This window comes from Sphingomonas sp., assembly GCF_031426035.1.
GTDB lineage: Bacteria > Pseudomonadota > Alphaproteobacteria > Sphingomonadales > Sphingomonadaceae > Sphingomicrobium.
In genome coordinates this window covers 1-11,849 of the sequence record NZ_JANPKO010000141.1, presented here as the reverse complement: position 1 = coordinate 11,849, position 11,849 = coordinate 1, and the positions used below count along the sequence as shown (strand labels likewise).

At 67.6% G+C, this 11,849-nt stretch carries 11 protein-coding genes; 4 read left to right on the top strand and 7 right to left on the bottom strand.

The genetic code is table 11. The features are described 5' to 3' along the window. Nucleotides 1–79: 79 nt before the first annotated feature. From RMP08_RS10270 to RMP08_RS10250, 5 genes are all read right to left on the bottom strand, one after another. Complete coding sequence (locus RMP08_RS10270; protein WP_310468902.1) at nucleotides 80–856, bottom strand: F0F1 ATP synthase subunit A; 777 nt, start codon at nucleotides 854–856, stop codon at nucleotides 80–82. Between the two features lie 15 nt (nucleotides 857–871). Further along, complete coding sequence (locus RMP08_RS10265) at nucleotides 872–1,207, bottom strand: AtpZ/AtpI family protein (protein WP_310468901.1); 336 nt, start codon at nucleotides 1,205–1,207, stop codon at nucleotides 872–874. A gap of 153 nt (nucleotides 1,208–1,360) precedes the next feature. Beyond that, on the bottom strand, nucleotides 1,361–1,738 hold the full coding sequence (locus RMP08_RS10260) for a YdbL family protein (RefSeq protein WP_310468900.1): 378 nt from the start codon (nucleotides 1,736–1,738) through the stop codon (nucleotides 1,361–1,363). Then, nucleotides 1,738–1,965, bottom strand: coding sequence for a YnbE family lipoprotein (locus RMP08_RS10255; protein WP_310468903.1), 228 nt, complete (start codon nucleotides 1,963–1,965; stop codon nucleotides 1,738–1,740). The genes RMP08_RS10260 and RMP08_RS10255 overlap by 1 nt, the downstream gene beginning before the upstream one ends. 5 nt (nucleotides 1,966–1,970) lie before the next feature. Continuing rightward, nucleotides 1,971–5,243 carry a YdbH domain-containing protein gene (locus tag RMP08_RS10250; RefSeq protein ID WP_310468899.1) on the bottom strand — a complete coding sequence of 1,091 codons (3,273 nt, stop codon included), beginning with the start codon at nucleotides 5,241–5,243 and terminating at the stop codon, nucleotides 1,971–1,973. A gap of 66 nt (nucleotides 5,244–5,309) precedes the next feature. Here RMP08_RS10250 and radC point away from each other — a divergent pair, with 66 nt between their 5' ends. The 4 genes from radC (at nucleotide 5,310) to RMP08_RS10230 (ending at nucleotide 8,768) form a co-directional block, all read left to right on the top strand. Beyond that, nucleotides 5,310–5,990: a RadC family protein gene (gene radC / locus RMP08_RS10245; protein WP_310468898.1), complete on the top strand. Its 681-nt coding sequence runs from the start codon at nucleotides 5,310–5,312 to the stop codon at nucleotides 5,988–5,990. A gap of 22 nt (nucleotides 5,991–6,012) precedes the next feature. Next, complete coding sequence (locus tag RMP08_RS10240; protein ID WP_310468897.1) at nucleotides 6,013–6,474, top strand: hypothetical protein; 462 nt, start codon at nucleotides 6,013–6,015, stop codon at nucleotides 6,472–6,474. 68 nt (nucleotides 6,475–6,542) lie between these two features. Next, complete coding sequence (gene purB, locus RMP08_RS10235; RefSeq protein ID WP_409049787.1) at nucleotides 6,543–7,841, top strand: adenylosuccinate lyase; 1,299 nt, start codon at nucleotides 6,543–6,545, stop codon at nucleotides 7,839–7,841. Nucleotides 7,842–7,901: 60 nt separating this feature from the next. Next, nucleotides 7,902–8,768, top strand: coding sequence for a GAF domain-containing protein (locus RMP08_RS10230; protein WP_310468895.1), 867 nt, complete (start codon nucleotides 7,902–7,904; stop codon nucleotides 8,766–8,768). Nucleotides 8,769–8,778: 10 nt separating this feature from the next. Here the strand turns inward: RMP08_RS10230 and dnaJ are convergent, their stop codons facing one another. Then, nucleotides 8,779–9,900, bottom strand: coding sequence for a molecular chaperone DnaJ (gene dnaJ / locus RMP08_RS10225; RefSeq protein WP_310468894.1), 1,122 nt, complete (start codon nucleotides 9,898–9,900; stop codon nucleotides 8,779–8,781). A gap of 61 nt (nucleotides 9,901–9,961) precedes the next feature. Continuing rightward, nucleotides 9,962–11,848 (bottom strand): molecular chaperone DnaK, encoded by a 1,887-nt coding sequence (dnaK, locus tag RMP08_RS10220; RefSeq protein ID WP_310468893.1) that lies wholly within the window; start codon nucleotides 11,846–11,848, stop codon nucleotides 9,962–9,964. Between the last annotated feature and the right edge of the window lies 1 nt (nucleotide 11,849).

Here is an 11,849-nt window from a genome sequence, read left to right as displayed (position 1 = left end):
GGCGCCAACGCCGATCGCGGCAAGACCGGCACCGATGACCTGAGCAGAAGCGAAATCCATGTGAAACTCCTTGTTTGAACTAGTGAAGGTTGATTGCGTCGTTGAGGTAGAGCGTCGTCAGCAGAGCGAAGACATAGGCCTGGATCGCACACACCAGCAGCTCAAGCGCGGCAACGCCGATGATGAACAGAAAGCTCAATGCGCCGACGCCCCAGCCCATTGGTCCGCCGTTGAAGCCGGTGACGATGAAGCTGCCGAACACTTCCATCAGGATGTGGCCGGCGATCATCGCCACGAACAGCCGGAGACCGAGGCTGAACGGGCGCACCATGAACGAGATGAACTCAATCGCGGCGATCAGCGGCACCATCACCTTGGGCGTGCCGTGCGGGATGAACAGGCTGAAGAAATGCAGCCCGTGGCGCGCGAAGCCGACGATCAGCACGATCGAGAAGCTCAGCACGGCGAGCACGCCAGTGATGCTGAAATGGCTGGTGGTGGTGAACTGGTGCTGGCCGGGGATGATCGACAGCGGGAACAGCCCGAGCAGATTGGCGGCGAGGATGAACACGAACAGCGAGAAGATGTAGGGGACGAACTTCTTGCCCTCGGGCCCGATGTTGACCGCGACCATGTCGTCGATGAACCCGGTCAGCCCTTCGACCGCGGCCTGCCAGCGGTTGGGCACCAGCTGGCGGCGCATGCCCATCGCCATGAAGCCGTAGATCAGCAGCAGCGCGATGAGCAGCCACAGCGAGCTGTTGGTGAAGCTCACGTCGACGCCGCCGAGGTTGAGCGGAACCAGCGGCTCCACCGTGAACTGGTGCATCGGGTCGATCTTGCCTTCGGCCGCCACTGGTCGCCTGTCCTCTTACGAACCCGCGCCCGGGCGGTCGCCCGGGGGGGTCTTTGAAACTCGCATGACGTTCCTGACGCCGACCCCGAAGCCGAGGAACAGCATCAGCAGAAAAAACACCGGCTTGGTCCCGAACAAGGTGTCCAGGCCCCAGCCGATCAGCCCGCCGCCGACCGGCGCACCGATCAGGTGGCCGAACAGCTGCTGCGCGATCCGGGTGGTCGGATCGGGCTGCGCCTTGGGGTCCCGCAGCGCTTCCTGTTCCTGGGCATGCCGCAATCGCTCGTCGAGCGACCCGATACGCGCATCCTGTGGAAGCTCTGGGTCCGGCGCGGGTTCATCGACCGCCATGTCTTAGCTCCAGATGCAGCGAGCCCCGGTGAGAAGCGTCGTGCGTGCGAGTGCGGGACATGGCGGCGCTTGAGCCCGCCAAGGCGCGGCCCCTTTATGAACCGGGCGGCGCTTAGTCAACCATCCTGGGTCAATCCGAGCGCCAATCGGCTCCTAGCGGCAGTAATCCGGAACCGGCGCGGGCTGGCCCGCGGCACGGACACGCCAGACCCCGTCGGAAAGCATATATGTCTGACCAATCTGGACGCCGGCAAGCAACTCGCAACCGGTCGCCAGGCCGACATCCTGGGGTAATGCGCCACGCCGCCGCGCGAGATCGATGTACAAGGTCCGGCGGCGAATGTTGATCGCGCCGGCCTGCCGCTGAACGCTTGCCGAGACGGGCGATCGATAGCCGAGATAGCCGTCGAACCGCTCGCCGACCTGCCCGGCGCTGATCGACGCGGCCAGATCGGGCGGAATTTGCGCTGCCGCAGGCCCCGGCACCGCCCCGGCCAATAGGGCGCCGGCAAGCAAGGTGCGCATTCGCATCAGCGGTTCCCCGGCGGCTGGGTCTTCGGGAACGCCTGTGGGTTATCGCGGATCAGTTGCTGCGCGTCCTGTTGAAGCCGCACGACCACCTCTTGCCGGATGGCGACGTTGAGATTGATCTCAATCGGCTTGTCGGGCGCATCGACGGTCACGCAGCTGGCCAGTGGAACGCTCAGCACCGCGCCGGCGATCAGCCGAAATGCATGCTTCGGTATTGTCCGTTTCATATCCGTCACTCGCTTGGCTCAGAGGGTTTGGTGGAAACGTCGACATCGTCGATCGGCGTAATGCGGTCCTGCTCTTCCTGCTTGCCGAGCAGGCGGGTCTCGACGGTGATCCCGGGCGTATCGAGCGGGAACGGCATCACCGGCGCGATCACAGCGGTGGGGTCCTTGAACCCCTTGGCCATCTGAATCAGCGCGCGGAACGGGGCCTTGATGCTGAGATTGACCCGCAACGGCACGTTCTTGAGGGCGCCCCGCGCCAGGCCGGCGATGACGCCGCCGCGGTTCCCGAGCGAGATGTCGCTGATCGTGAAGCGGGTCGCGAATTCTCCGGCCAGATCGCCATCGAGGCGAATGACCATCGATTGATAGCGCATGTTGCTCAACAGGTCGAAGGCTACCCCGACCATCACTCCGGCGTCCGGCTCGGTGCCGGTGTAGGCGAATTCGCCGCCCGGTGGACGCGCATCGAGACGCCCGCCGACGATCCGGCCGCCGGCCTCGTCGAAGATCATTGGCAGGACGCCGTCGAACTTGCCCGTGATGGCCAGTCCCTGGAACCCGAAGGTATCGACGAACAGCTTGGCATCGAACCCGACGACCTCGAAGGTCAGCCGCTTGGCGGTCGGGCGGCTGAAATTGAGGATGGTCTCCTGGAGGATTAGGCGGCCGCCCATGAACGGCCACTCGCCGCGCTCGACGCGGACCAGCTGCCCGGGCAGCAATTGATAGCGGATGGTGCCGTTCTCGACCAGGATGCCGGGGTTGATCGAGGCGATCTGGAGCGACTGGCCGGCCGGCGTGCTGAGCGCGAGCAGATCGTCGAAATGGACCGTGCCCTTGATGCCCGAGACCGGGCCGAACGCGGCGGCGAGGTTGAGATCGTCGGTCGAGAAATCGCCGCTCGAACTGACCTTGGTGCCGTTCCAGTCGATCCGCCCGCGCCCGGTGATATTGCCCTCGACCAAAGCGATGACGCCCTCGGTCAGCCGCGTCAGCTCCTCCGGCTGGAGGCCCTGGCCGAAGCGGATTCCGGGAACATCGAGGATGGCGTGGCCGGCGCCGCTCGACAGGCGATGCTCGATCGACACGTCGGTCACTTTGGTCCCGCTGGCGGGGTGCTTGAGGGTGCCGTTGGCGCGCACCATGTCCCCGCCCAGAGTGAACCGCACGTCGTCGCTCTTGAGCGGGTAGAAGCGCGGGTTGTCATTGCGGTCGGTGGCGGTCAGCGAGGCATTGACCGCGAGGTCGCCGCCATTGACCCGCCACGTGCCCGCGCCTTCGCTGAGCGCGACCGGAACGTTACCGATCAGCGCATCGGCGCCGGCGAAGCTGCCGTTGACCCCGCTCCCGGCGAAGGTGCCGCGCAGCGTATTGGAATTGAACAGGATCGGCGCCTGCGGACGGCCGAGCCGCATCGCCAGCCGCGCGACGTCGAACTGGCGCCCGCCGAAAATACGCGCGCTGGCGGCGGCCAGCTCGAGCGGGCTCTGGCCGAGCCGGCCCTTGAGCCGGGGATTGGCCATGCGCGCGCCGATCTGCAGCGCGCCGTCCGGCCGCTGCGAAATGATCGCCGGGCCGATCGGGCAGATCGGCAGCCGCGTCGGCCCGAGCTGCAGCGCGCGCATGCGGAGGAAGGTGAACTGGCCGGTCAGGCATTGCTGGCCGAGCGCGAAGCCGCCGCGGCCGCCGAACCGCGCGTTGATCGGCAAGCGCAGCCCTTGCACGCGGCCGTCGGGGAAGCTGCCGTCGAGCAGCGCGATGGTATTGACCTGGGTAGAGCCGTCGCGCGCCGCGGCAAAACGGATCGGCGCCAGCGCGAGGCGCGAATTGCCGGCGCGGTACGGCTGGAACTCGGCGGTGCCGCTCATCGGCGCGCCGCCGCGCGGCTGGCTGAGCGCGATGCGCCCGGTCGGCAGCCCCCCGCCGCCGGTCTCGATCAAGCCGTCGATGCGCAGGCGGCCGGTCGGCCAATAATAAGTGACGCCGTCGCCGCCCGACACTTTCGCGCGCGCGCCGTTGGGGCCGCGCACGTCGGCGCTGGCGATGCGCACCGCCCCGCCGCCGCTGAAATTGACCACGCGCAGTTCGCCCGAGGCGTCGAAGTCGCGCGCGGTGCGGGTGATCGCCCCGCCCACCGCGGTGGCGATCTCGCCCAGCGGCGTCGGCCGCGCGGCCGCCAGCGGCCCGGTCAGCCCGGCCAGCATCGAGGGCGCGATGGCGGCGCTCTCGGCGGCATAATCGCCGATCATCACCAACGTGCCGCCGGTCAGCCCGAGGCGATATTTGCCGGCCAGCCGCGTGCGCTCGGCGTAAATGGCGGCGAGCCGCGAGCGCTGGGCGGCGAGGTTGACGCTGCCGTAGGTCGCCTCGGGGTCGCCCGAGAAGGTCAGCTTGCCATTGAGCGCGGCGAGCCCGTTGTCGCCCGCGGTGAAGCTGCGGATCGCCATCCGCCCGCTGCCGTCGTAGGACGTGAACGCCTCGTTGAACTTGCTGTCGATGTTGAACAACGGCTCGACCATCGCGAGGCGGCTTTGCGGGCAATTGAGGCGGTCGACGCGGACCGGGCCGACCACATGCGGGCGCCGCGCCTCGACCTCGACGCGCAATTGCGCGCGCAAATTGTCGAGCCGGCAGCGGCCCGGCACCAGCCGCGGGCTGATCGCCGACACGCGGCCCTTGAACCCGCCGGTGAGGTTGCCCGAGCCGGCCAGCGCGAAGCCGAGCCCGCCGTATGGCGTGGCCAGGCTGATCGTGCTGTCGGCGATATCGAGCACGAAATTGGGCAGTTCGAACGGCTTGCCGCTCGGCGGGGGGAGCAATTTGTCGACCTCGCCCCAGCTCACCTTGTTGCGCACCACGCGCCCGCGCAGGCGCACCCCGCGGGCGACGATGCGGTACACCTCGACGCTGCCATTCCATGTGATGCGCACCTGGATTTGCGCGAATTTGGCGGTCAGATCGGGTTTCTTGGGGTCGCCGATAACGAGATTGCTGACCTGCTGGGTGCGCAGGCCGACGCGGTCGAGGCTGTAGCTGCCCTGCACGCCGCGGCGGGCGAACTCGCGCTCGATCAGATTATTGGCGAGCGGGCGCCGCGCGACCCACGCTGCGATGACCGCAACCACCACCACCGCGAGCAGCACCAGCGAGGCGATCGCGGCGATGCGGCTGGCGCGGCGGCGGCGCACGGCGACGCGCTCGGGCGCTATGCCCGCACTCCCCCCGTCATCGCTGTGCGAATCCGCCATCGGCCTTTGATAACCCTCCGTCTCGGTCACCGTTCCGTAAGCGGCATGAACCGGCGGTTGCGCAAGCGCCCAGTTTGACCCTAGCGTGCCAGTCCGATGGGGGACCCCTCAACCGACGCCTCCGGCCATCGCGCCCGGCTGCGGCAACGCCTGTTCGAGGGTGGCGGAAAAGCCCTGCTCGACCATGAGCTTATCGAATATCTGCTCGCCCTCGCCATCCCCCGCCGCGACACCAAGGCGCAGGCCAAGGCGCTGCTCAATCAATTCGGCGGGCTTGGCGCACTGCTCGGCGCGGATGCCGAAACGCTGCGCCGCGCCGGGCTCAGCGACAGCGTGATCGGGGCGCTCAAGATCTCCGAGGCGACGGCGCTGCGCCTGCTCGAGACGCGCCTCGAGCGCCGCGACTTGCTGTCGAGCTCGGACGCGGTCGATTCCTACCTCCAGGCGGCGATGGGCCATTCGGCGGTCGAGCAAGTGCGCGTGCTGTTCCTCAACGCCAAGAATCTGCTGCTCGCCAACGAAGTGATGTGGGGCGGCTCGGTCGACGAGGCGTCGGTGCACGTCCGCAAGGTGATCAGCCGCGCCATCGCGCTCGGCGCGACCGGGCTGATCATCGTCCACAACCATCCATCGGGCGACCCCACCCCGTCGAGCCAGGACATCCGCCTGACTCGCGAGCTGGCCGAGGCCGGGCGTCATATGAAGGTCCAGGTCCACGACCACATCATCGTCGGGTCGTCGGGGCGCAGCAGCCTGCGCGCGCTGGGATTGTTGTGACGATGCGATGGATCGGAGGCGCATGCGGCCCGAGATGATCTTCCCGACGCTGCTGGGGATGGCGGTGTTCCTCGGCCTGATGGCGTGGATCATCCAGGCCAATGCGGCGATGTGGCGCAAGGTCGCGGCCCAGTATCACGGCGACAACCGCTCGCCGATCCTCACCACCAAGTCGATCGAAACGGTGGTCGTGACCGAGCGGAAGGACGGGAGCCGCCTCGCCATCAACGCTTTTCGCAATTACGCCGGGGTTCGCATGGTGCTGCGCCGCGACGGCCTGGCGCTGTCGATCCTGCCGCCGCTCAACATCAGCACCCCGCCGCTGTTCCTGCCGTTCGACGAGATGGAGCTGAAGGAAACGTCCTGGGCGCTGTGGCCGCAGCCGTATGCGATCCGCATGCGCCGCGCGCCCGGCCTCGACCTGATCGTCGACCGGGGCGTCGCGCGCTGGATCCGCGACCATGCCGAGCGGCCCGCGCTGTGAGGTTTGCCGCCCCGCCCCGCCTCTGCTAGCCGCCGCGGCCTATGATCGAACGTTATTCCCGTGCCCCCATGACGGCCATCTGGTCGGCCACCAACCGCTACAAGATCTGGTTCGCGATCGAGGTGTTCGCGGCCGAGGCGATGGGGCGCACGGGCATGATCCCGGCCGAGGACGCGCAAAAGATCCGCGCCGCCTACGGCGCCGATGTGCTGGGCGAGATCGACATCGCCGCGATCGACGAAATCGAGGCGGTGACCAAGCATGACGTGATCGCCTTCCTGACCTGGGCCGGGAGCAAGATGGGTCCGGAGGCGCGCTACCTCCACCAGGGCATGACCAGCTCCGACGTACTCGACACCGCGCTGGCGGTGCAATTGAAGCAGGCCGCCGAGCTGTTGCTCGACGATCTTGACGCGCTGCTCGCGGTGCTCAAGCGCCGCGCGTTCGAGCACAAGACCACCCCGACGATTGGCCGCAGCCACGGCATCCACGCCGAGCCGACCAGTTTCGGGCTGAAATTGGCCCAGGCCTACGCCGAGTTCGACCGCTGCAAGGCGCGGTTGGCGGCGGCACGCGACGACATCGCGACCTGCGCAATTTCGGGCGCGGTCGGCACCTTCGCCAACATCTCGCCCGAGATCGAGGCGCATGTCGCGGCCGAGCTCGGCCTTACCCCCGAGCCGATTTCGACCCAGGTCATCCCGCGCGACCGCCACGCGATGTTCTTCGCGACATTGGGCGTGATCGCCTCGTCGATCGAGCGCCTCGCGACCGAAATCCGCCACCTCCAGCGCACCGAAGTGCTCGAGGCCGAGGAATATATCTCGCCGGGCCAGAAGGGCTCGTCGGCGATGCCGCACAAGCGCAACCCGGTGCTCACCGAAAACCTCACGGGCCTCGCCCGCGTCGTGCGCGGCGCGGTGACCCCGGCGCTGGAGAATGTCGCGTTGTGGCATGAGCGCGACATCTCGCACTCATCGGTCGAGCGCTTCATCGGCCCCGACGCCACCATCACCCTCGACTTCGCGCTGGCGCGGCTGACCGGGGTCATCGACAAATTGCTGGTCTATCCAGAGCGGATGCAGAAGAATCTCGACCGCATGGGCGGGCTGGTCCACTCGCAGCGCGTGCTGCTCGCGCTGACCCAGGCCGGGATGAGCCGCGAGGACAGCTACTCCCTCGTCCAGGCCAGCGCGATGAAGGTGTGGGAATCGGATGGCGCGCTGTCGCTGCTGCAATTGCTCAAGGACGATCCGCGGGTCACAGCCAAAATCGCCCCCGCCGAGCTCGAAAAGCTGTTCGACCTCGGCCACCACCTCGCCCAGGTCGACACCATCTTCGCGCGGGTTTTCGGCCCGGCTGCCTAAACCGCTTATTTTTGACGTGAAATCGGCGAGTGCTTGGGTATGATTGGCGCGGGGATTACCATGATCGAACCGCACGACAGCCTGACCCGAGACGCGCCCGCCGCGCTGCCGGCCGACCTGCCGAGCATCCAGCCGCACGGCTTTTTGCTCGAGCTGTCGCTCGACTGGCTGGTCCTCCGCGCGTCCGAAAACGTCCACCGTTTCCTCGGCGAATCGCACGTCACCCTGATCGGCGAGCCGCTCGGCAATTTCATTCAGGCGGACCCGCTTCACGACCTCCGCAACCTGTTCTCCAAGCTGAGCGGCACCACCGGCCTCGCCCGCGCTTATCGAGTGCGGCTGACCGATGGCGGCGGCCGGTTCGACGTCGCCTTCCAGATCAACCGCGGCAAGGTTCTGCTCGAGGGCGTCCCGAGCCCCGAGCAGGGGCTGGGCGAAGCGATCGGCTCGGTCGCCGGGCTGATCGACGGGCTAGCGGAGGTACGCGGGCACGAATTGCGCGAGATGGCGGCGCGGCGGATGCGCGCGCTGACCGGGTTCGACCGGGTCACGCTGGAGTGTGGCGGGGAGCGCGTCGAAAGCGGCCGCGCCGGGGCGCGGTTCGCCGCCCCCGGAGATGCCGCGAGCGGACCCAAATTGCTCGCCGCGGCGGACTGCGCGGCGGTGCCGATGTTCCCGCGCAAGCCCGCCGCGGCGCCAATCGATTGCACCTTGCTGTGCGCCCCGTCCGCCACGCAGGCAGAGCAAATGGTCAGCCAGGGGATCATCGCCAGCCTGCGGGTCGCGATGGTGCGCGCCGGGCAGACTGTCGGCCACTTCAAGTGCGACAATGCGGCGCCGCGCGCGTGCGGTTTCGAGACCTATGCGGCGGCGGAGCTGTTCGCGCAGATGTTCGCGCTCCAGCTGGAAATCGACCGGCTGTCGTAGAAAAGCGCCGTCAGCCCGCCAGCATGTCCTTGATGCGGCCGAAGAAGTTCTTCGCCGCGGGGCATTCGTCGCCGGTCTCGGTGGCGCGGAACTCCTCGAGGATTTTCTTCTGCTTGGCGCTCATCCGGGTCGGGGTTTCGACCAGGAAGCGCGCGACCAGGTCACCGCGCCCGCGGCCGTTCAGCACGCTCATCCCGGAACCGCGCTGGCGCAATTGCTCGCCCGACTGGATTCCGGCGGGGATCTTGATCTCGACCGCCTTGCCGTCGAGCCCGGGCAGGCTGATGGCGCCGCCCAGCGCGGCGGTGGTAAAGCTCACCGGGCAGTCGGCGACCAAGGTCGTACCGTCGCGCTTGAACACGCTGTGCGGCTTCATGTGGACGAAGATGTAGAGGTCGCCGGGCGCCGCGCCGCGCACGCCCGCCTCGCCTTCGCCGGCAACCCGGATGCGGGTCCCTTCGTCGACCCCGGCGGGAATTTTCACCGATAGGCTGCGGCGCTTGAGGGCGCGGCCCTCGCCGTCGCAGGAGCGGCACGGGTCGGCGATGGTCTCCCCGCTGCCGCGGCAAGCCGGGCAGCCGCGCTCGACCACGAAAAACCCTTGCTGGGCGCGGACCTTGCCGGCGCCGCCGCAGGTGTCGCAAGTCTGGGCCCGGCTGTCGCCGCGCGCGCCGCGGCCCTCGCACGTGTCGCAGCGGGCATTGGCCTCGACGGTGATCTCGGCCTGCTTGCCGGCGAACGCTTCCTCCAGCGTCAGCTCGAGGTCGAAGCGCAGGTCGGCACCGCGCGCGGCGTTCTGGCGCTGGCCGCGCGGGTCCATGAACTCGCCGAAAATCGACGAGAAGATGTCGGAAAAGCCCTCGAACCCGCCGCCGCCGGCGCCGAACGGATTGCCGCCCGCGCCATTCTGGAAGGCGGCCTTGCCGAAGCGGTCGTAGGCGGCGCGCTTCTGCGGGTCCTTGAGGACGTCATAGGCCTCGCTGATCGCCTTGAAATGCGCTTCCTTGTCGGTGCAGCCGCCGTGGCGATCGGGATGGCAGTCCATCGCCTGCTTGCGATAGGCGGCCTTGATCGCGCGCTCGTCGGCCCCGCGCGGAACGCCCAGCAATTCGTAATAATCGGTGTCGATCACGCCCACTTCTCCGCGGCCTGCCCGTCACCCCGAAACCAGTCCGGGATGACAGGCCAGCGCATTACGCCTTGGGCTCTTCGTCGACTTCGGAGAATTCGGCGTCGACCACTTCTTCCTCGGCCGGCGCCTCCTCGGCACTGGCTTCGGCATCGGCGCTCGCATCCGCCTCGGGCTGGGCCGACTGCTGTTGCTCGTACATCGCCTGGCCCAGCTTCATCGCCGCCTGGGTCAGCGCCGCGGTTTTCTCGGTCATCGCCTCGGCATTGCCGCCCTCGACCGCTGTCTTGGCCTCGGCCAGCGCGGTTTCGATCTCGGCCTTGACCTCGGCACTGACCTTGTCGCCATGCTCGGCCAACTGCTTTTCGGTCGAGTGGATCAGGCTTTCGGCCTGGTTCTTGGCCTCGGCCGCGGCGCGGCGCTGCTTGTCCTCCTCGGCGAACTGCTCGGCTTCCTTGACCATCTTGTCGATGTCTTCGTCCTTGAGCCCGCCCGACGCCTGGATGCGGATCTGCTGCTCCTTGCCGGTGCCCTTGTCCTTGGCCGAGACGTTGACGATGCCGTTGGCGTCGATGTCGAAGGTGACCTCGATCTGCGGCACGCCGCGCGGCGCCGGCGGGATTCCGACGAGGTCGAACTGTCCCAGCACCTTGTTGTCGGCGGCCATCTCGCGCTCGCCCTGAAAGACCCGGATGGTGACGGCGTTCTGATTGTCGTCGGCGGTCGAGAACACCTGGCTCTTCTTGGTCGGGATGGTGGTGTTGCGGTCGATCATGCGGGTGAACACGCCGCCCAGCGTCTCGATGCCGAGGCTCAGCGGGGTGACGTCGAGCAGCAGCACGTCCTTGACGTCGCCCTGCAGCACGCCGGCCTGGATCGCCGCGCCCATGGCAACGACTTCGTCCGGGTTGACGCCGGTGTGCGGCTCCTTGCCGAAGAACTCCTTCACCACTTCGCGCACGCGCGGCATGCGGGTCATGCCGCCGACCAGCACCACTTCGTCGATGTCCTTGGCGCTCAGCCCGGCGTCCTTGATCGCCTTGCGGCACGGCTCGAGCGTGCGGTCGATCAAATCGGCGACCAGCTTCTCGAGGTCGGCGCGGGTGATCGTCTCCACGAGGTGGAGCGGGGTGGTTGCCCCACCTTCCATGCGCGCGGTAATGAACGGCTGGTTGATCTCGGTGGTCGCCGCCGAGCTCAATTCGATCTTGGCCTTTTCGGCGGCTTCCTTGAGCCGCTGCAGCGCGAGCCGGTCGGAACGCAGGTCGATGCCTTCCTTGGCCTTGAACTTGTCGGCGAGGAAATCGACGATCTTGGCGTCGAAGTCCTCACCGCCGAGGAAGGTGTCGCCGTTGGTCGATTTCACTTCGAACACGCCGTCGCCGATCTCGAGCACCGAGACGTCGAAGGTGCCGCCGCCCAGATCGTAGACGGCGATCGTCTTGCCGTCCTGCTTGTCCAGCCCGAAGGCGAGCGCGGCGGCGGTCGGCTCGTTGATGATGCGCAGCACTTCTAGGCCCGCGATCTGCCCGGCGTCCTTGGTCGCCTGGCGCTGGGCGTCGTTGAAGTAAGCGGGGACCGTGATGACCGCCTGCTGGACGGTCTCGCCGAGATAGGCCTCGGCGGTTTCCTTCATCTTCTGCAGGATGAACGCGCTGATCTGCGACGGCGAATAATCCTTGCCGCCGGCCTTGACCCACGCATCGCCGTTGCCGCCGCGCGTGATCTCGTACGGGACCAGCTCGGTGTCCTTCTTGGTGATCGGATCGTCGAAGCGGCGGCCGATCAGGCGCTTGACCGCGAAAATGGTGTTGTCGGGGTTGGTCACCGCCTGGCGCTTGGCCGGCTGGCCGATCAGCCGCTCGCTGTCCTTGGTGAAGGCGACCACCGACGGGGTGGTGCGCGCGCCTTCCGCATTCTCGATGACCTTGGGCTTGCCGCCTTCCATCACT

Coding starts and splice junctions, on each gene's coding strand:
- radC (WP_310468898.1), top strand. CDS start 5,310: ATGGGGGACCCCTCAACCGACGCCTCCGGCCATCGCGCCCGGCTGCGG.
- RMP08_RS10230 (WP_310468895.1), top strand. CDS start 7,902: ATGATCGAACCGCACGACAGCCTGACCCGAGACGCGCCCGCCGCGCTG.
- RMP08_RS10265 (WP_310468901.1), bottom strand. CDS start 1,207: ATGGCGGTCGATGAACCCGCGCCGGACCCAGAGCTTCCACAGGATGCG.
- RMP08_RS10240 (WP_310468897.1), top strand. CDS start 6,013: ATGCGGCCCGAGATGATCTTCCCGACGCTGCTGGGGATGGCGGTGTTC.
- purB (WP_409049787.1), top strand. CDS start 6,543: ATGACGGCCATCTGGTCGGCCACCAACCGCTACAAGATCTGGTTCGCG.
- RMP08_RS10255 (WP_310468903.1), bottom strand. CDS start 1,965: ATGAAACGGACAATACCGAAGCATGCATTTCGGCTGATCGCCGGCGCG.
- RMP08_RS10260 (WP_310468900.1), bottom strand. CDS start 1,738: ATGCGAATGCGCACCTTGCTTGCCGGCGCCCTATTGGCCGGGGCGGTG.